General features: G+C 60.2%; 18 protein-coding genes and 2 tRNA genes. 10 read left to right on the plus strand and 10 right to left on the minus strand.

The features are described from left to right. The first annotated feature begins 28 nt into the window (after nt 1-28). Nucleotides 29-104 (plus strand) — tRNA-Thr (locus tag N4G42_RS05085). Nucleotides 105-147: 43 nt separating this feature from the next. Here the strand turns inward: N4G42_RS05085 and N4G42_RS05090 are convergent. Continuing rightward, nucleotides 148-447 (minus strand): hypothetical protein, encoded by a 300-nt coding sequence (locus N4G42_RS05090; RefSeq protein WP_056060290.1) that lies wholly within the window; start codon nt 445-447, stop codon nt 148-150. A 32-nt stretch (nt 448-479) separates the two neighbouring features. Here N4G42_RS05090 and N4G42_RS05095 point away from each other — a divergent pair, with 32 nt between their 5' ends. The 5 genes from N4G42_RS05095 (at nt 480) to N4G42_RS05115 (ending at nt 7,066) form a co-directional block, all read left to right on the plus strand. Beyond that, nucleotides 480-1,463, plus strand: coding sequence for a M23 family metallopeptidase (locus N4G42_RS05095; RefSeq protein ID WP_108498321.1), 984 nt, complete (start codon nt 480-482; stop codon nt 1,461-1,463). 137 nt (nt 1,464-1,600) lie between these two features. Beyond that, nucleotides 1,601-4,357: a preprotein translocase subunit SecA gene (gene secA, locus N4G42_RS05100; RefSeq protein WP_056747269.1), complete on the plus strand. Its 2,757-nt coding sequence runs from the start codon at nt 1,601-1,603 to the stop codon at nt 4,355-4,357. Nucleotides 4,358-4,453: 96 nt separating this feature from the next. Beyond that, nucleotides 4,454-5,683 (plus strand): bifunctional glutamate N-acetyltransferase/amino-acid acetyltransferase ArgJ, encoded by a 1,230-nt coding sequence (gene argJ / locus N4G42_RS05105; protein ID WP_260666407.1) that lies wholly within the window; start codon nt 4,454-4,456, stop codon nt 5,681-5,683. 62 nt (nt 5,684-5,745) lie between these two features. Continuing rightward, nucleotides 5,746-6,618, plus strand: a complete 873-nt coding sequence (locus N4G42_RS05110; RefSeq protein WP_192418211.1) for an ATP-binding protein — start codon at nt 5,746-5,748, stop codon at nt 6,616-6,618. After that, on the plus strand, nt 6,608-7,066 hold the full coding sequence (locus tag N4G42_RS05115) for an NUDIX domain-containing protein (RefSeq protein WP_099732210.1): 459 nt from the start codon (nt 6,608-6,610) through the stop codon (nt 7,064-7,066). Before N4G42_RS05110 ends, N4G42_RS05115 begins: the two co-directional genes overlap by 11 nt. A 117-nt stretch (nt 7,067-7,183) precedes the next feature. Here N4G42_RS05115 and N4G42_RS05120 read toward each other — a convergent pair whose 3' ends face one another. The 8 genes from N4G42_RS05120 to N4G42_RS05155 all read right to left on the minus strand — a co-directional run bounded on the left by N4G42_RS05120 (nt 7,184) and on the right by N4G42_RS05155 (nt 13,996). Further along, nucleotides 7,184-7,402 carry a DNA gyrase inhibitor YacG gene (locus tag N4G42_RS05120; protein ID WP_082522383.1) on the minus strand — a complete coding sequence of 73 codons (219 nt, stop codon included), beginning with the start codon at nt 7,400-7,402 and terminating at the stop codon, nt 7,184-7,186. Nucleotides 7,403-7,491: 89 nt separating this feature from the next. Beyond that, nucleotides 7,492-8,247 (minus strand): cell division protein ZapD, encoded by a 756-nt coding sequence (gene zapD / locus N4G42_RS05125; protein WP_056060302.1) that lies wholly within the window; start codon nt 8,245-8,247, stop codon nt 7,492-7,494. Nucleotides 8,248-8,332: 85 nt separating this feature from the next. Beyond that, nucleotides 8,333-8,953: a dephospho-CoA kinase gene (coaE, locus tag N4G42_RS05130; RefSeq protein WP_260666408.1), complete on the minus strand. Its 621-nt coding sequence runs from the start codon at nt 8,951-8,953 to the stop codon at nt 8,333-8,335. A gap of 9 nt (nt 8,954-8,962) precedes the next feature. Further along, on the minus strand, nt 8,963-9,835 hold the full coding sequence (locus N4G42_RS05135) for an A24 family peptidase (protein ID WP_260666409.1): 873 nt from the start codon (nt 9,833-9,835) through the stop codon (nt 8,963-8,965). Then, nucleotides 9,835-11,055, minus strand: a complete 1,221-nt coding sequence (locus N4G42_RS05140; RefSeq protein WP_099731095.1) for a type II secretion system F family protein — start codon at nt 11,053-11,055, stop codon at nt 9,835-9,837. Before N4G42_RS05140 ends, N4G42_RS05135 begins: the two co-directional genes overlap by 1 nt. Nucleotides 11,056-11,075: 20 nt before the next feature. Further along, nucleotides 11,076-12,815: a type IV-A pilus assembly ATPase PilB gene (gene pilB / locus N4G42_RS05145; RefSeq protein ID WP_260666410.1), complete on the minus strand. Its 1,740-nt coding sequence runs from the start codon at nt 12,813-12,815 to the stop codon at nt 11,076-11,078. A 135-nt stretch (nt 12,816-12,950) separates the two neighbouring features. Then, a tRNA-Pro gene (locus tag N4G42_RS05150) sits at nt 12,951-13,027 on the minus strand. A 39-nt stretch (nt 13,028-13,066) separates the two neighbouring features. After that, nucleotides 13,067-13,996, minus strand: a complete 930-nt coding sequence (locus tag N4G42_RS05155; protein ID WP_260666429.1) for a polyprenyl synthetase family protein — start codon at nt 13,994-13,996, stop codon at nt 13,067-13,069. A 235-nt stretch (nt 13,997-14,231) separates the two neighbouring features. Between N4G42_RS05155 and rplU the strand changes: the two genes are divergently transcribed. The 4 genes from rplU to proB all read left to right on the plus strand — a co-directional run bounded on the left by rplU (nt 14,232) and on the right by proB (nt 17,289). Beyond that, nucleotides 14,232-14,543: a 50S ribosomal protein L21 gene (gene rplU, locus N4G42_RS05160; protein WP_005794184.1), complete on the plus strand. Its 312-nt coding sequence runs from the start codon at nt 14,232-14,234 to the stop codon at nt 14,541-14,543. A gap of 15 nt (nt 14,544-14,558) precedes the next feature. Then, nucleotides 14,559-14,816 (plus strand): 50S ribosomal protein L27, encoded by a 258-nt coding sequence (gene rpmA, locus N4G42_RS05165; RefSeq protein ID WP_005794180.1) that lies wholly within the window; start codon nt 14,559-14,561, stop codon nt 14,814-14,816. A 169-nt stretch (nt 14,817-14,985) separates the two neighbouring features. Beyond that, complete coding sequence (gene cgtA / locus N4G42_RS05170; RefSeq protein ID WP_056747278.1) at nt 14,986-16,056, plus strand: Obg family GTPase CgtA; 1,071 nt, start codon at nt 14,986-14,988, stop codon at nt 16,054-16,056. 90 nt (nt 16,057-16,146) lie between these two features. Further along, a complete protein-coding gene (gene proB, locus N4G42_RS05175) occupies nt 16,147-17,289 on the plus strand; it encodes a glutamate 5-kinase (protein ID WP_056060322.1) in 1,143 nt (380 codons plus the stop codon). Between the two features lie 106 nt (nt 17,290-17,395). Here the strand turns inward: proB and N4G42_RS05180 are convergent, their stop codons facing one another. After that, a complete protein-coding gene (locus N4G42_RS05180) occupies nt 17,396-18,073 on the minus strand; it encodes an RNA pyrophosphohydrolase (RefSeq protein ID WP_108498332.1) in 678 nt (225 codons plus the stop codon). Nucleotides 18,074-18,151 lie beyond the last annotated feature (78 nt).

Genomic DNA, 18,151 nt, shown 5'->3' on the forward strand with positions numbered 1-18,151 from the left:
GGTTTTTACAGGATAAAATACTGCCTTCGCCGGTTTAGCTCAGTTGGTAGAGCACCCGCCTTGTAAGCGGTAGGTCGTCAGTTCGATTCCGACAACCGGCACCATTTCTCTTGCTTTTTGCATTCCCTGGCACTGACGCCCTGGTCGTCAGGTTTGAACTTTCAGGCGAATCGCGTTAACCTCCCACCCCCGACTGCGCAGATGCGCCTGCAAAGCAGGCAGCAGTTGGCGTATTTTTGCCGCCGCAGCGTTGCTCTTGACCAGCAGGCACCAGCTGTCCCCGTCAATGGGGCCTGCCTGCACCGCTGGGCGCAACGCGGCGGGAATCAGCAATTCAATGGCCTTGAGCCGATCACTGGAGTCGCGTGTCAGCGCTGTAAGCTTTGCCAGCGTGGGGGATTCCTCGCTGGCTTGCTGCAGGGTGACGGCGTAGTGGCGGCGATTCATGGTGTGGCGTCTTCGGGCGTGGAGTATTGGCAGTGCATTTGATTATCACGGACGCCAGACTGGCGCGCAGCCGGGCCATTCATTTGTCTGGCACGCGCTTGGTCCTGGCGGGGCTTGCTGTGTCGCTGTGCCTGATGGTGGTGGCTGCAGGGCTCTACCACTGGGTTTTTCTGAAAGGGGCGCGTGAAGGGTGGCCTATCGTGGGCTCGCTGGTGCGCCTTGTGGTCAAGGATGAGTTTGCCGAGCGTGACCGATTCATGCGCGCCAATCTCGATGCCATGGCCCGGCGTGTGGGTGAAATGCAAGCGCGCATGGTGCAGCTGGAGTCCCTCGGAGACCGTGTGCTGGGCTTGGCAGGCATGGCGCCTGCTGACATTCAGAAAGCGGATGCCCGCGGCGGCGCCCTCGTGAGCGCGCGCAACCTGTCCATGGAAGAGCTGCAAACCACCCTGGATGATCTGGAGCGCCTGACCAACCAGCGTGTGGATCTGATGACGGTGCTGGAGTCCCGTCTGTTTGACCAGCACATCCGCAAGAAGATGATTCCGACCCATGCGCCCGTCACGGGGCGTGTCGCAGGGTCGGGTTTTGGCTGGCGGGTCGATCCCATTACGGGGCAGTCGGCCTTGCACACCGGGCTGGATTTCCAGGCCGACACCGGCACACCCATCCTGGCGGCCGCCGGAGGCGTGGTTGTTACCCAGGAGTACCACCCCGCCTACGGCAACATGATCGAGGTAGACCATGGCAACCAGCTGGTGACGCGCTATGCCCATGCCTCGCGCGTCTTGATCAAGCAGGGCGACATCGTGCGCCGCGGGCAAAAGATTGCGGAGATCGGTACCACCGGCCGCTCGACGGGGCCGCATCTGCACTTTGAGGTGCTGGTGCAGGGGGTTTTCCAGGACCCACAGAAGTTCCTGAATGCGGGCGGTACGGCCACTGGCGCACAGGTAGCCGCCATTCAGCCCTCCACGTTGGCAGGACAGCCAGCCGCACCGGCACCGGGCAGGTAAAATCGCGGGTCCGGCGTTCTCTGCCCGCAGTTGCAATGCTTGCAATATCGGTCGCAGGACCCATCTGAACTCAATTCATCTTAGGGATTTCGGTCGCTTGGCGCGCTGATTGCAGCGGGGCAGGCGGTCCTGTTCGCATGGCCACCAACTTCCTCACCAAAATATTCGGCAGCCGCAATGACCGGCTCCTCAAGCAGTACCGCAAGACGGTGACCCGCATCAATGCGATGGAGCCCGATTACGAGAAGCTGTCGGACGAGCAGCTCCGGGCCAAGACGCAGGAGTTCAAGGACCGCGTGGCCAAGGGCGAGTCGCTGGACAGCATCCTCCCCGAAGCCTTTGCCGTGGTGCGCGAGGGCTCCAAGCGCATCATGAAGATGCGGCACTTTGATGTGCAGTTGCTCGGTGGCATGGCGCTGCATTTCGGCAAGATCGCCGAAATGCGCACTGGCGAGGGCAAGACCCTGACGGCCACGCTGCCGGTGTACCTCAATGCCCTCTCGGGCAAGGGTGTGCACGTGGTGACGGTGAATGACTACCTCGCCAACCGCGATGCGCAGTGGATGGGGCGCCTGTACAACTTCCTGGGCCTCACGGTGGGTATCAACCTGCCCAACATGCCCCGTGAAGAAAAGCAGGCTGCGTACCGTGCCGACATCACCTACGGCACCAACAACGAATACGGCTTTGACTACCTGCGCGACAACATGGTCTATGAAGCGCAGGACCGTGTGCAACAGGGCCTGAACTTTGCCATCGTGGACGAGGTGGACTCGATCCTGATCGACGAAGCCCGCACGCCGCTCATCATCAGTGGCCAGGCCGAAGACCACACGGCGATGTACATCGCGATGAACAAAGTGGTGCCCCTGCTGGTGCGTCAGGAAGGCGAGGCGGACCCCCGCACAGGCGAGGGTGTGACCAAGCCCGGCGACTTCACGCTGGACGAAAAAACCCACCAGGTGTTTCTGACCGAGCAAGGCCACGAAACTGCCGAACGCATTCTGGCGTCCCACGGCCTGATCGCCGAAGGCGCCTCGGTGTACGACCCGGCCAACATCACGCTGATGCACCACCTGTATGCAGCGCTGCGGGCCAATCACTTGTACCACCGCGATCAGCACTACGTGGTGCAAAACGGCGAGATCGTGATCGTGGACGAGTTCACCGGCCGCCTGATGTCGGGCCGCCGCTGGAGTGAAGGTCTGCACCAGGCCGTGGAAGCCAAGGAAGGCGTGAACATCCAGGCCGAGAACCAGACACTGGCCTCCATCACGTTCCAGAACTATTTCCGCCTGTACAACAAGCTCGCCGGCATGACCGGTACGGCCGATACCGAAGCCTACGAGTTCCAGGAAATCTACGGCCTGGAAACCACGGTCATCCCGCCCAACCGGCCCAGCAAGCGCGACGACCAGCTGGACCGCGTCTACAAGACCACGCGCGAGAAGTACGAAGCCGCCATCAAGGACATTCGCGAATGCCATGAGCGCGGCCAGCCCGTGCTGGTGGGTACGACGTCGATCGAGAACTCCGAAATCATCGACCAGCTGCTGAACAAGGAAGGCCTGCCCCACCAAGTGCTCAATGCCAAGCAGCACGCCCGTGAGGCCGACATCGTGGCCCAGGCCGGTCGCGAGGGCATGATCACCATCGCCACCAACATGGCCGGTCGTGGTACCGACATCGTGCTGGGCGGCAATATCGAGAAGGATGTGGCGGCCATCGAAGCCGACGAATCCCTGTCCGAGTCCGACCGTGCCGCCAAGGTGGCCGCGCTGCGTGAGCAGTGGAAGGTTGACCACGAGAAGGTCAAGGCGCTGGGCGGCCTGCGCATCATCGCCACCGAGCGCCATGAGTCGCGCCGCATCGACAACCAGCTGCGTGGCCGTTCGGGCCGCCAGGGCGACCCAGGTTCGTCGCGTTTCTATCTGAGCCTGGACGATTCGCTCATGCGCATCTTCGCGGGCGACCGCGTGAAGGCGATCATGGACCGCCTGAAGATGCCTGATGGCGAAGCCATTGAAGCGGGCATCGTGACGCGCAGCATCGAGTCGGCCCAGCGCAAGGTGGAGGCCCGCAACTTCGACATCCGCAAGCAGTTGCTGGAGTATGACGATGTGGCCAACGACCAGCGCAAGGTGATCTACCAGCAGCGCAACGACATCCTCGACGCGTCTGACCTGTCGGATGTGATTGCGGCCATGCGCGAAGACTGCATGACCGATCTGGTGCGCCAGTACGTGCCCGCCGAATCGGTGGAAGAGCAGTGGGATCTGGCCGCGCTGGAAAAGGCGCTCGCAGAAGAATGGCAGGTGCCGATCGCGCTGCAGCAGGAAGTGCAGGGCGCCAATGCAATCACCGACGACGAGATCCTGGACAAGGTCTTGCAGGCCGCGCACGCTGCCTTCAATGCCAAGGTCGAGCAGGTGGGCCGCGAAAACTTCACGCAGTTTGAGCGTGTGGTGCTGCTGCAGAACTTTGACTCCAATTGGCGCGATCACCTGAGCGCACTCGATTACCTGCGCCAGGGCATCCACTTGCGCGGCTATGCGCAAAAGCAGCCCAAGCAGGAGTACAAGCGCGAGGCTTTCGAACTGTTCCGCCAGCTCATCGACCAGGTCAAGAACGAGGTCACCAAGATCCTCATGACCGTGCAGGTGCAGTCGCAGGCGCAGCTCGACCAGGCCGCGCAGGACATGGAGCAGCGCGCCGAGAGCATTGCCAACGTGACCTATACCGCGCCCACCGAAACCGGCGAAGTGGAAACCACGGTGGATGCACAGACCGTGGCCCAGCAAGCGCTGCCCGAAGGTATGCGTGTGGGCCGCAACGACCCCTGCCCCTGTGGCAGCGGCAAGAAATACAAGCAGTGCCACGGCAAGCTGGCTTGATTTCCTGATCCAGACAACACGGGCTTCGGCCCGTGTTTTCATTGGCGCGCCACGGTTTTCCGGATAATCGGCCGCAGTTTTTTCAGAAAGACCTTCATGCCCGTCAATCTAGTCGCCCCCGTTGCTGCCGATCTGCACCCCATCGCCGGTGTGCGCATCGGTGTTGCCGAAGCTGGTGTCCGCAAGGCCCACCGCAAGGACCTCACCGTGTTCCTGCTGGACGAGGGCGCCAGCGTGGCTGGCGTGTTCACGCAGAACCGCTTTTGCGCAGCGCCGGTGCAGATCAGCCGCGAGCATTTGAGCAGCGGCCAGTCCATTCGCGCCATGGTCATCAACACGGGCAACGCCAATGCGGGCACCGGGGCTGACGGCCTGGCGCGTGCGCGCGCCACCTGCATTGCGCTCGCTCGTCAGCTGAGTGTGGCGCCCGAGCAGATCCTGCCGTTCTCGACCGGCGTGATCATGGAGCCGCTGCCCAGCGACCGCATCGAAGCGGGACTGCCCACCGCCATCGCCGATGCGCAGCCCGGCCATTGGGCCCGTGCCGCCGAGGGCATCATGACCACCGACACACTGCCCAAGGCGTTCTCTGCGCAGGTGCAGATCGGTGGCGCCACAGTGTCCATCACGGGCATCAGCAAGGGCGCGGGCATGATCCGCCCCAACATGGCCACCATGCTGGGCTTCCTGGCCACGGACGCTTGCGTGGCGCCCGCCGTCATGCAGCAACTGGCGCGTGATCTGGCTGACGGCTCTTTCAATCGCGTCACCATTGACGGTGACACATCGACCAACGATTCCTTTGTGGTCGTTGCCACCAACAAAGCAGCGCATGCGCCCGTGACCTCGCTCGACAGCGCGGACGGCCAGGCCCTCAAGGCTGCGATGCTCTCGGTGTCACAAAAGCTGGCGCAGGCGATCGTGCGGGACGGCGAGGGGGCGACCAAGTTCATCACAGTGCGGGTCGAAGGCGGCAAGACTGGCGACGAGTGCCGCAAGGTGGCGTACGCCATTGCCCATTCGCCGTTGGTCAAGACGGCCTTTTTTGCCAGCGACCCCAACCTGGGCCGCATCCTGGCGGCCGTGGGCTACGCCGGCATTGACGACCTGGACCAGACCGGCATCGACCTGTACCTGGACGATGTGCATGTGGCGCTGCAAGGGGGGCGCAATCCTGCCTATCGCGAAGAAGACGGTCAGCGGGTGATGAAGCAGAGCGAGATCACCGTGAGGGTGCTACTAGGGCGCGGTACCGCAGCGGACACGGTGTGGACCTGCGACTTCAGCCACGAGTACGTGACCATCAACGCCGACTACCGCTCGTGAGTTGGTTTTTGCTATCTTTGTGATAGCTGTTGAGGCATATTTCACTAGCGCATGTCGCCACAATGAACGAAAAATTTGAACGCTTGGTCGAACGTGCCGAGCAGCTCATCGCCCGCATCGAGTCGGTGCTGCCCCAGCCGCTGGGAGCACCCGACTGGTCAGCATCCATTGCCTGGCGCTACCGCAAGCGCAGCAGTGGGCATGGCGCGCTGGAACCTGTGCGCCACGTGGGGGCGATGCAGCTGGCAGACCTTAAGGAAATCGATCCGCAAAAAGAAAAGATCGAGCGCAATACGCAGCAGTTTGTGCAGGGCAAGCCCGCCAACAACGTGCTGCTTACCGGTGCGCGTGGTACCGGCAAGTCGTCGCTGATCAAGGCCTGCTTGAACGCTTACGCAGCCGAAGGCCTGCGCCTGATAGAGGTGGACAAGGCCGACCTGACCGACCTGCCGGACATCGTGGACGTAGTGTCTGACCGGCCCGAGAAATTCATCGTCTTCTGCGATGACCTGAGTTTTGAGGACGGTGAGCCAGGCTACAAGGCGCTCAAGTCGATCCTGGACGGCTCGGTGGCGGCCGCCACGCCGAACGTGCTGATCTACGCCACCAGCAACCGGCGCCACCTGCTGCCGGAGTACATGGCCGACAACCTCACGTACACCCACACCGAAGACGGCGAGGTGCACCCGGGCGAGGTGGTGGAGGAGAAGATTTCGCTGTCGGAGCGTTTTGGCCTGTGGGTCAGCTTCTACCCGTTCAGCCAGCAGGAGTATCTGACCATCGTGGCGCAGTGGTTGTCGTCGTTCGGTGTGCCCGCACAGGCCATTGAGGAGGCGCGGCCTGAGGCCCTGGTCTGGGCGCTGGAGCGTGGCTCGCGCAGCGGCCGTGTGGCGTACCAGTTTGCGCGTGACTATGCGGGGCGACATGGCGGCTGAACATCTCGCTCCAGACAGCGTCCCGGCCACTGCCGAACGCAAACACACCGAAGTGGCCGTGGGCATCCTGCTGCGCGCAGACGGCGCGATGCTGCTATCCACCCGCCCGCCGGGCAAGCCCTACGCGGGGTACTGGGAGTTTCCGGGTGGCAAGCTGGAGGCGGGCGAGACCGTGGAGCAGGCGCTGCGCCGCGAACTGATCGAGGAGCTGGGCGTGACCATCGGCCCGGCCAGCGTCTGGAAAGTGACCGAACACGATTACCCCCACGCACTGGTGCGGCTGCACTGGTGCAAGGTCTGGGAGTGGACTGGCGAATTCGAGATGCGTGAAGGCCAGGCCATGGCCTGGCAGCAAATGCCGATCACGGTGTCCCCGGTGCTGCCCGGTGCCTATCCGGTGTTGCAATGGCTGGCTGAGGAGCGGGGTCTGCAGTCTGCGGTGGAGTGAGACTCCCGCCTGTGTGGGACTGATTTGCTATTGAATTAGTAGCTCTTCAGGCATGCAGCACTGGCGCTACCGCTGGTTTTTGGCGAAATCGCTCTTGAAAGGCGCCTATGACCTTGGTCAATGCTGCTGGCGCGGGTCGCCATGGGGGGCGTCGTCTGGCGGCGCTTCGGTGGGCATGCGAAAGCTTTCGCTGGCCCACGCGCCAAGGTCTATCTGCTTGCAACGCTCGCTGCAAAACGGACGGTACACATTCGCGGCGCTGTACACGCTATCTCCGCCGCAGCTGGGGCAGGTGACGATGCGCGCCTGCGAGGAAGGGGCTGGTGAGTGGGGCATCCTGGGGTGATCCTCTTGCTCAAGTCGGCCCGCCCGATCTTTAGCGGGCTTTGGCGCGATTCAGTCTCTGGGCTAGGGCTGGCTAAGGCCTACGCGCACAGGGTCAGTTCAAACGCCGCATCTTCGTTGCAGGCGTGCAGGCGTCCATCGCCTTCCAGCCGCATGAGCCGCACCGAGACAATCAGACGGTTGCCACTGATTTCCGGGATCAGGTTCAGCGCTGGGTCGATGCGAAGCCGCAGCAGCTGGAAGGTGCGGCCCTGGGGCAGGTTCTGCTGAAACTGTCCGCGTTCTGCCGCGACCTTTTGGGGCACGCCTGAATCGCGCAGCAGCTTGAGCAGCACATAGATCGACTCGGCGAGGGGCGCCAGCGTGGAGGCCCATTCTTCCAGTGCCTGCTGACGCACCGCCGGGGGATGGTGTTGCCACGCGTAATAGGCTGGCAGGTCAAAGCCACAGGTTCCGCCCGGAATGCCGATGCGGCTGCGAATGCTCATCAGCCAGTCGTTTTCCGTCAGCGCATGGCCCGACTTGCCGCTTTGGGTGTTGAGTGCCACGAAGCACCGGTCCAACTGGCTGATCACCGCGTCCAGTGCGGCTTCAGAAATGGAGGGATTGCCTCGGTACGTGTCGAGCTGGTGCTTGTGCTTTTCGATGTCCTTGAGCACATCCGACTTCAGATCGGCCCGGGCGGCCACATCCATGATCTCGAAAATCGTCACCAAGGCGAAATGGTGGTCCAGCGCGTGAGGCCGGGGGATCAACTCCCCCAAGCGGCGGAACAGCTGCTCCAGCCGCAGATAGGTTCTGAGACGCTCGTTAAAGGGGTATTCGTAAAGGATCACGCTGGCGGGTTCCTGGAGGCTCAGGGAGTATTCTGACGCCGGTGGCGCACGGCATGGGGTGAAAGCACAAACGGTTTCGTACGCATCATAGCCCGAACAGTGTGGCCACTTGCCGCACCTCAGCCTGTAACTGCTCCAGTGAGCAACGTGCTTCGTTGGCAATCACCACATCGGCCACCGCCCTGCGCGCTGGGCGCGTAGCTTGTGAGGCAATGATGCCTTGTACGGCTTCGGCAGACAGACCGCTGCGCTGCATGACTCGCGCGATCTGGGTCTGCTCTGTGCAGTCCACCACGACCACGGCGTCGAGTTGGCGCGCCCACCGCCCGGACTCCGTCAGCAGCGGGATGTCGTGCACGATCCATCGGCAGCCAGACTGTAGGGCTTGTTGAATCCTTTGCTGGCTTTGCAAGGCCACCAAGGGGTGCACGATGGCCTCCAGCTGGCTGCGCGCCTGCGGTTGGCTGAAGGCCAGTTGCCTCATGCGCGCACGATCCAGCGCACCCGATGCATCAACATATGCTTCACCAAAGGTAGTTCGAATGGCAGGCATGGCCGCACCGCCCGGCCCAGTCACCTCCCTGGAGATCTGGTCGGCGTCGATGAGGCTTGCACCCAAGGACGCCATCATCTGGCCTACGGTGCTCTTGCCGCTACCGATGCCGCCGGTCAGACCCAGGCGCAAGGGCTGTCGGTGGGTTGCCATGAGAGTTCGTCAGAGCCCCAGAAGACTGAGCACTGTACCCAAAATGGCGTTGGGGCCGAACACCATCGCGGTGAGCCCTGCACCCACCAGGAAGGGGCCGAACGGAATGTAGCCACCCTCACGCAAGCTGCTGAAAATTTTCATTGCGATCCCGACGATGGCGCCAATCACCGAAGACATCAAAATGATCGGCACCAGCGCCTGCCAGCCAAACCATGCGCCCAATGCGGCAAACAGCTTGAAGTCGCCGTAGCCCATGCCTTCTTTGCCTGTCGCCAATTTGAAGCCCCAGTAGACCAGCCAGAGCGACAGGTACCCTGCCGCAGCGCCCATGACGGAAGCAAATAACGGTACGCTAGTCCATTGCAGGGCAGACGCCAGCAACCCTGCCCAGAGCAAAGGCAAGGTGATGTCATCAGGCAAAAGCGTGGTGTCCCAGTCAATGAACGCCAGAGCAATCAGGGCCGCCGAAAAGCCGCACCATGCCAACCCCGCAGGCGTCGCGCCCCAGCGGTGGATGCAGAAAAAGAACAGCGCTCCCGTTGCCAGTTCGACCATCGGGTAGCGAGGGCTGATGCGTGTTTTGCAGGACGAGCACCGCCCGCGCAAAAACAGATAACTTAAGACAGGAATGTTTTCATGCCACCGCACCACATGCCCACAAGCCGGGCAGCGGGACCGAGGTGTCATGAGGTTAAAGGTGGGCTGCGTGTCCTCGGGCAGCTCTTTGCCCTGGTTGGATGCCTCGACTTGCGCGACCTCTGCCGCCCATTGCCTCTCCATCATTTTGGGAAGGCGGTAAATAACTACATTCAGAAAACTGCCGAAAAGCAACCCAATCACGCCGCCGAAAACGGCGTCCCACCACGCGTCCAACACCATTACACGACCTGACCGAGCTTGAAGATGGGAAGGTACATGGATACCACGATACCGCCGATGAGCGTACCCAGAAATACGATGATGATGGGCTCCATCAGGCTGGACAGGCCAGCCACCATGTCATCCACCTCGGCTTCATAGAAGTCGGCAGCCTTGCCAAGCATGTGGTCGATAGAGCCGGATTCTTCGCCAATCGCGCACATCTGCAGCACCATGGAAGGGAAAATATTGGCATTGCCCATGGCTGCCGTGAGGCTGGTGCCTGTGGAGACTTCCTGCTGGATCTTGTCCGTGGCTAAGGAATACACAGAATTGCCAGCGGCTCCACCCACCGAGTCAAGCGCCTCCACCAGCGGCACGCCCGCAGCGAACATGGTGGACAACGTCCGGGTCCAGCGCGCGACACAGGATTTGTCGATCAAGGCACCAAACACAGGAAGCCGCAACAGAAGCCGATCCATGAACATCTGTACCTTTTCACTGCGGCGCCATGCCTGCATGAAAAAGTAGAAGCCACCACCGATGACACCGAAAATCAGCCACCACCATTTGACAAATACCTCGCTGATGGCCATCACAAACAACGTAGGTGCTGGGAGGTCAGCTCCGAAAGACGTGAAGACCTCCTTGAACGCTGGAATCACGAAGATCATGATGACCGTCACCACCACGAAAGCCACAATCACCACGGAAATGGGGTACATCAGGGCCGACTTGATCTTCGATTTGATCGCCTCGGTTTTCTCCATGTACGTAGCCAGCCGATCCAGCAGGGCTTCCAAAATACCCGCAGCCTCGCCCGCCTCTACCAAGTTGCAGTAGAGACTGTCAAAGTACATCGGGTACTTTCTGAAAGCGCCGTTGAGCGATGTCCCTGTCTCGATATCGGACCGGATGTCGTTGAGCAGCTTGGTAACGCTGGCATTGGTATTGCCTCGACCCACAATGTCGAAGGACTGCAACAGAGGTACGCCAGCCTTCATCATGGTTGCTAGCTGACGGGTAAACAGCGCAATATCCTTGGGCTTGATTTTTTTGCCCGAACGCATACGGCGCTTCTTGATTTTGGTGGGGAAAACCCCTTGGCGACGTAGCGTCGCCTGCACCTGGTTTTCTCCGACCGCGCGGATTTCGCCACGAACTATCTTTCCGTTACGGTCCTTGCCCTCCCACTCGAAGACAAAATCCTTGATATCTTTGGTTGATGCTGCGGTCGCCATGGTGCTCTCGTCCGTGGATGCTATTCGTTGGTGACGGCCAGAACTTCCTCAAGGGAAGTCAGACCCAATTTGGCTTTGTAGAGCCCGGATTCGCGCAGCGAACGAACACCCTCGGCGCGTGCCTGCTCTGCAATCTCCAGTGCGCTCCCGTCGCGCAAAATGATGCGCTGGATCTCCTCGGAAATAGGCATTACTTGATAGATGCCGAGTCGGCCCTTGTAGCCGTTATTGCAGGCCGAGCAACCCACAGGTCGATAGGTCACCCAGGAACCGTCAATGTCGTGTTCCTCGTATCCCGCCTCCACCAAAGTCTCATGGGGGATATCGGCGGGAACCTTGCACACCGGACACAATCGACGCGCCAAACGTTGCGCCGTGATCAAAATCACGCTGGAAGCGATGTTGAACGGCGCTATACCCATGTTGCGCATCCGCGTGAGCGTCGTGGGCGCGTCGTTCGTGTGCAGCGTGGAAAGCACCAAGTGACCTGTCTGCGCCGCCTTGATGGAAATATCTGCAGTTTCCAGATCCCGGATTTCACCCACCATGATGATGTCGGGATCCTGGCGCAGAAACGACTTCAGTGCCACGGCAAAGGTCATACCGGCTTTTTCATTCACGTTCACCTGATTGACGCCAGGCAAATTGATTTCAGAAGGGTCTTCGGCGGTTGCGATATTGACCCCCGGCTTGTTCAGCAGATTCAGACAGGTGTACAAAGACACTGTCTTGCCAGAGCCCGTAGGGCCGGTGACCAGAATCATTCCGTAAGGACGACCAATCGCCTGGAGCAATCGTTCTTTCTCCACGGGTTCATAGCCGAGCGCATCGATCCCAAGCTTGGCGCTGCTCGGATCCAAAATACGGATCACGATTTTTTCGCCAAACAGGGTGGGCAAGGTGCTTACCCGAAAATCGATCACGCGATCCGGCCCCACCTTGAGCTTCATGCGGCCATCTTGGGGAACGCGCTTCTCGGAAATATCTAATCGCGAAATCACCTTGATACGGGACGCGAGCTTGTCCTTGATAGCGATCGGTGGGGATGCTATTTCGCGCAGCTCTCCGTCAATGCGGAAACGGACTCGGTATTGGTGTTCGTAAGGCTCAAAATGCAAATCGGAGGCGCGCATATTGAAGGCGTCGAGCAGCATTTTGTGCAGGAACTTGACGATAGGCGCATCTTCAACTTCCGTTGTTCCTGTATCCGCTTCTTCAGGCGCATCTTCAATAGCAACGTCATCGAAAGCGAAGTCACCCCCTCCACTGATTAGCGTATCCATGGATTCGCTTGCGGATTTGGTGGTGGCTTCTACGAGTCGGCTGAGTTTGTCATATTCCGCAATAATCCAATCCACACCCATTTGGGTGGTGAATTTGATTTTCTCTGCAGCTTCCTGGTCAGTCGGATCAGCCGTTGCGACGATCAGCCGGTTGTTACGCTTGCTCAGGACGACCACGCGATATGCTTGACATATCTTGTTATCCAGGAGCTCCTTTGGCAGACGCAAAGGATCAATGGCGTCCAAGTCGAGCAGTGGTGCGCCGAAAACTGCAGATACCGTGTGCGCCAGATCCGCTGCAGAAACAGCTCCAGAGCCCGTCAGCTCGGCAATGAAACTAGTTCGGCTTATTTGTGATTTTTTGTAAATGTCTTCTGCTGACTTTTGGGTCAGTTTGCCCGCAGACATCAGGGCGCGGCCGAGCCCGGGCAGGGCTACTGCAGAGGCTTCTTTGAGGGCAGTATCAACAGCGGCCATGTAACCGGAAATGTGTTAGGTGTGGAAAAGAAACCATCCTATCATCACCGATCAACCACGGGCTGTACAGCGGCGCATATTGGCAACGGCGCCACAAACAAGTGGGATTTTGGTAGGTGACCATACTGCGATATATGGTCGGGGTGAGAGGATTCGAACCTCCGGCCTCTACGTCCCGAACGTAGCGCTCTACCAGGCTAAGCTACACCCCGCAGCTTGTAGAAGCACTCGCGAGTGATCTAGTGCCTCTTTCAATTTCGCCGCCCCAGCAATTGAGCTGCCAATTCTAGCAAACCCTCCGAATAGGCATTTGCGGGTAATCGTCGGGCGGCAGCCATGGCGCGGTGCGCTTCAGCGAAGGCTGCGGCGCGGGTAACGTCCAGGGCGCCTGTCGAGCGGACGATGCCCACGACTTCTTCTAATCGTTCGGTCGAACCTTGTTCGATGGCTTGGCGAACGATTTCCGTCTGGCTGGGGGTGCCTCGTTCCATGGCGGCGATCAGGGGGAGGGTGGATTTGCCTTCTCTCAAGTCGTCACCCAGATTTTTGCCCATCTCTGCGGTGTCGCCGTCGTAGTCCAGCACATCGTCAATGATCTGGAATGCGGTACCCAGTGCCTGTCCATAAGTTGCGCATGCCTCTTCCACATCGGGGGGGCTGTTGGCCAGAACGGCGCCGAGGCGGGCGCTGGCTTCAAAAAGTTTGGCTGTTTTGGAGCGGATGACACGCAGATAGCCCGCTTCATCCAGTGAGGCGTCGTGCATGTTCATCAGCTGGAGCACTTCGCCTTCTGCAATCACGTTCGTAGCCTCGGAGAGGATTTCCATGATGCGCATGCTTCCAGCCTCGACCATCATCTGAAATGACCGGGTGTGCAGAAAGTCGCCCACCAGGACGCTGGCAGGGTTGCCAAAGGTTTCGTTCGCTGTGGGGCGGCCGCGGCGCAGGGTGGATGCGTCCACCACATCGTCATGCAGCAATGTCGCTGTGTGAATCAGTTCAACCACCGCAGCCAGGCTGTGCCGATGGGCGCCACGGTAACCTAAGGCTCCGCATACCATCAGTAACAGGGCGGGGCGCAGACGCTTGCCGCCAGCTGCAATGATGTATTGCGAGATCTGGGCCACCAAGGGGACGCTCGATGTCAGACGCTGACCGATGACCTTGTCGACCTCGTGCATGTCTTGTGCAACGAGCGTGAGGGGGGAAGCTGCAGGGGCGGTATGGTCAGTCAAGATGGTGGTCACAGAAAGTGACTGAATTATAGGAAGGCCCGCTACATGCCTGACGAGTGCGGTGGCGTGTTGGTCACGCCGAATTGACTGATGCTTGTGGGGCTGGCGAGGTGATGCCAGATGCGCTATAATCGCGAGCTCTGCGGAAATTCGTCTGCAGAACTCATATCAAGAGGTCAACATGTACGCGGTCATAAAAACCGGCGGCAAGCAGTATCGCGTTGCTTCCGGCGAAAAAATTAAAGTAGAACAGATTGCTGCGGACGTAGGCCAGGAAATTGTGATCGACCAGGTTCTGGCTGTCGGCAACGGCGCTGAACTGAAGGTTGGTACGCCCCTGGTGTCCGGCGCAACCGTGAAAGCCACCGTCGTGGCCCACGGCAAGCACGACAAAGTGCACATCTTCAAGATGCGCCGTCGCAAGCACTATCAAAAACGCCAAGGCCATCGCCAGCAGTTCACTGAGCTGCAAATCGGTGCGATTGCTGCTTAATCGAAGGAGCTAGTCATGGCACAGAAAAAAGGCGGCGGCTCTACGCGAAACGGGCGTGATTCCAAGCCAAAAATGCTGGGTGTCAAGGCCTTCGGTGGTGAACTGATCAGCGCTGGTTCGATTATCGTGCGCCAGCGTGGCACACGTTTCCATCCCGGCACCAATGTCGGCGTTGGCAAGGATCACACCTTGTTTGCCCTGGTGGACGGCCACGTGTCGTTCGGTACCAAGGGTGCATTGTCCAAGTCCACGGTCAATGTGACTCCCGCCTGAGGATCGCTCCTCCGGCAACCATCGAAGCCCCGCTTTGCCGGGGCTTTGTTGTTTGGTCTGCACGCGTCGCTGGTACGCCTTTGGCCTGTGGTGCCTGGAATGGCCCCTGCTGTTCCGCCACAATTGGCAGCAGCCGACAGTACGGCCTCTTTTGTAAACTGGATACCCCATGAAGTTCGTCGACGAAGCCTTTATTGACATTGCCGCAGGTGATGGTGGCAATGGCTGCGTGTCGTTCCGGCACGAAAAATACAAGGAGTTCGGCGGTCCCAATGGTGGTGACGGTGGACGCGGGGGGCATGTGTTTGCTGTGGCCGATCCCAACCTGAATACCCTGGTGGACTATCGCTACTCGCGCCGTCACGAGGCCAAACGCGGTGAGCATGGCATGGGCTCCGATATGTTCGGCGCAGCGGGTACGGACATCACACTCAAGATGCCGGTCGGGACCATCATCACCGACGCCGAGACGGGTGAAGTTCTGTATGAGCTGCTGACCCCGGGCGAGGTCATTACCATCGCCAAAGGCGGTGACGGCGGCTTCGGCAACATGCGTTTCAAGAGCGCGATCAACCGGGCCCCGCGTCAAAAAACACCGGGCTGGCCCGGCGAGAAAAAGAATTTAAAGCTGGAGCTGAAGGTGCTGGCCGATGTGGGGCTGCTGGGCATGCCGAACGCCGGCAAGTCCACTTTCATCACGGCCGTGTCCAATGCGCGACCAAAGATTGCGGATTACCCGTTCACCACGCTGCACCCCAACCTGGGCGTCGTGCGGGTGGGGCCTGAGCAGAGCTTTGTTGTAGCCGACATCCCCGGTCTGATCGAGGGAGCTTCTGAGGGCGCTGGCTTGGGCCACCAGTTCCTGCGCCATCTGCAACGCACGCGTTTGCTGTTGCACATCGTGGACTTGGCACCGTTTGACGACGCTGTGGACCCGGTGGCTCAGGCCAAGGCCATCGTGAACGAGCTCAAGAAATACGACCAGCAGCTTTACAACAAGCCGCGTTGGCTGGTGCTGAACAAGCTGGACATGGTTCCCGCTGATGAGCGTGAGGCGCGCGTGAAGGATTTTGTGAAGCGCTTCAAATGGAAGGGGCCGGTGTTTGAGATCTCGGCCCTCACGCGTGAGGGCTGCGAGCCGCTGATTCACGCCATCTTCCGCCATGTGCAGTCCGAGCAGCGCACGGAGAACGAGCCGGTGGAGGTGGATCCCCGTTTCGCCGGCGATGCGCCAGCCTGACGCTTCGGCGCTCAGAGGATAGGAATTGCTATGTTTTTAATAGCTACTCAGGCATGAAGCAGTAGCGCTATCGGCATCAAAGACATCAAAATGGTTTCCAGCGTATTGAGAGATGCCCGCCGTATCGTGGTGAAGGTGGGCTCCAGCCTTGTGACCAACGAAGGGCGTGGACTGGATGAAACCGCCATCGGTGAGTGGAGTCGCCAACTGGCCGCGCTGGTGCGCGGTGTTGGGGGTGCCCCACGCGAGGTGGTGATGGTGTCCAGCGGTGCCATTGCCGAAGGCATGAAGCGCCTGGGCTGGACCACAAGACCCCAGGAAATCCACGAGTTGCAGGCTGCTGCAGCGGTGGGGCAGATGGGGCTGGCGCAGATGTACGAAACCAAGCTGCGCGAGCAGGGGATGGGCAGCGCGCAGGTGCTGCTCACCCATGCCGATCTGGCGGACCGTGAGCGCTATCTCAATGCGCGCTCCACCTTGCTCACGCTGCTGCGTTTGGGTGTTGTGCCGGTGATCAACGAAAACGACACGGTGGTCAATGACGAGATCAAGTTTGGCGACAACGACACGCTGGGTGCGCTGGTGGCCAACCTTGTGGAAGCGGACGCCCTGATCATCCTCACAGACCAGAAGGGGCTCTACACCGCCGACCCACGCCGTGATCCGTCTGCGCAGTTTGTGCATGAGGCCAAAGCGGGTGATCTTGCTCTGGAAGCGATGGCGGGCGGTGCGGGCTCCAGCATTGGCAAAGGCGGCATGATCACCAAGATTCTGGCGGCCAAGCGCGCTGCAGGCTCTGGCGCATCGACCGTGATTGCCTGGGGACGCGAATCCGACGTATTGGTCCGTTTGGTGAGTGGTGAGGCGTTGGGTACTTTGCTGGTTGCCCAGACACAGAAAAAGCAGGCCCGCAAGCAGTGGATGGCGGACCATTTGCAACTGCGTGGGTCTGTGGTGGTGGACGCTGGGGCTGCTGCCAAGGTGCGCGACGAAGGCAAAAGCCTGCTGCCCATCGGCATGACGGCAGTGGAGGGGGACTTTTCGCGCGGCGACGTGATTGCCGTGCGCGACGGGTCTGGGGCAGAGATTGCACGCGGCTTGGCCAACTATGCAGCGGCGGAAGCCCGCCTTCTGTGCCGCAAGCCGTCGACGGAGTTTGAGAAACTGCTGGGCTACATGGCTGAGCCGGAAATGGTGCACCGCGACAATCTCGTGTTGGCGCAGGGCGCATAGGGACTGGCTGCGCGCATTGATCATTGCCGACTCATGACTGAGCGGATTCGCCCATCAAAACAAAACGCCTGCATCTGCAGGCGTTTTTCATGGTGCGATGCTGGGGTCAGCGCGGTGTGTCCGATATCGATGGCATGCCGTCGAGTTCTCCCGGCATGCTGTTTTGAGGATCGGGATCAAAACTGGCACCTGGGGGGAGTTCCATGCCAGGGTTGACCAGCATGGAGCCTGTGCGGAACATGTTGGCGACGCCCGCATGTTCACCCTCGCGGGTGCGTAAACCGCTGCGCAAATAGCGGTTGCGCTGCTCGTGTCGCGGCAGATAGCGGGCCAGTTCGGTGAGCGCCATCTCATAGACACCGCGTTTGAACTCGACCACCACATCCAGCGGAACCCAGTAGTCGTTCCACCGCCAAGCGTCAAACTCCGGGTGATTGGTCGCACGCAGGTTCAGATCCCAGTCGTGCCCCATCAATTGCAACAGGTACCAGATCTGCTTCTGGCCCTTGTAGTGGCCGCGCGCATCGCGGCGGATGTACCGGTCAGGCACCTCATAGCGCAACCAGTCCCGGGTGCGGGCCACCACGCGAACGTGGTTGGGCAATAATCCCACCTCCTCATGCAGTTCACGGAACATGGCTTGCTCGGGGGTCTCGCCCCGGTCAATGCCACCCTGCGGGAACTGCCAGCTGTGGGTGCGTATGCGCTTGCCCCAAAACACCTGGTTTTTCTGGTTGAGCAGGATGATGCCGACGTTCGGCCGAAAGCCGTCCCGGTCAAGCATAATCAAACCCCAAATTTTTAAACTGTGTCCATTATGCACGGCGCCTAGCGCGCAGCAAGTGGACGGCCCCGTTCTGCC

Source organism: Acidovorax sp. K2F (assembly GCF_025246485.1).
Lineage (GTDB): Bacteria > Pseudomonadota > Gammaproteobacteria > Burkholderiales > Burkholderiaceae_C > Acidovorax > Acidovorax delafieldii.

Coding starts and splice junctions, on each gene's coding strand:
- secA (WP_056747269.1), top strand. CDS start 1,601: ATGGCCACCAACTTCCTCACCAAAATATTCGGCAGCCGCAATGACCGG.
- N4G42_RS05180 (WP_108498332.1), bottom strand. CDS start 18,073: ATGCTTGACCGGGACGGCTTTCGGCCGAACGTCGGCATCATCCTGCTC.
- rplU (WP_005794184.1), top strand. CDS start 14,232: ATGTACGCGGTCATAAAAACCGGCGGCAAGCAGTATCGCGTTGCTTCC.
- N4G42_RS05140 (WP_099731095.1), bottom strand. CDS start 11,055: ATGGCGACCGCAGCATCAACCAAAGATATCAAGGATTTTGTCTTCGAG.
- coaE (WP_260666408.1), bottom strand. CDS start 8,953: ATGGCAACCCACCGACAGCCCTTGCGCCTGGGTCTGACCGGCGGCATC.
- N4G42_RS05090 (WP_056060290.1), bottom strand. CDS start 447: ATGAATCGCCGCCACTACGCCGTCACCCTGCAGCAAGCCAGCGAGGAA.
- N4G42_RS05135 (WP_260666409.1), bottom strand. CDS start 9,835: ATGGTGTTGGACGCGTGGTGGGACGCCGTTTTCGGCGGCGTGATTGGG.
- N4G42_RS05155 (WP_260666429.1), bottom strand. CDS start 13,996: ATGCACGAGGTCGACAAGGTCATCGGTCAGCGTCTGACATCGAGCGTC.
- rpmA (WP_005794180.1), top strand. CDS start 14,559: ATGGCACAGAAAAAAGGCGGCGGCTCTACGCGAAACGGGCGTGATTCC.
- cgtA (WP_056747278.1), top strand. CDS start 14,986: ATGAAGTTCGTCGACGAAGCCTTTATTGACATTGCCGCAGGTGATGGT.
- N4G42_RS05115 (WP_099732210.1), top strand. CDS start 6,608: ATGGCGGCTGAACATCTCGCTCCAGACAGCGTCCCGGCCACTGCCGAA.
- argJ (WP_260666407.1), top strand. CDS start 4,454: ATGCCCGTCAATCTAGTCGCCCCCGTTGCTGCCGATCTGCACCCCATC.
- proB (WP_056060322.1), top strand. CDS start 16,147: ATGGTTTCCAGCGTATTGAGAGATGCCCGCCGTATCGTGGTGAAGGTG.
- N4G42_RS05110 (WP_192418211.1), top strand. CDS start 5,746: ATGAACGAAAAATTTGAACGCTTGGTCGAACGTGCCGAGCAGCTCATC.
- N4G42_RS05120 (WP_082522383.1), bottom strand. CDS start 7,402: ATGCCCCACTCACCAGCCCCTTCCTCGCAGGCGCGCATCGTCACCTGC.
- pilB (WP_260666410.1), bottom strand. CDS start 12,815: ATGGCCGCTGTTGATACTGCCCTCAAAGAAGCCTCTGCAGTAGCCCTG.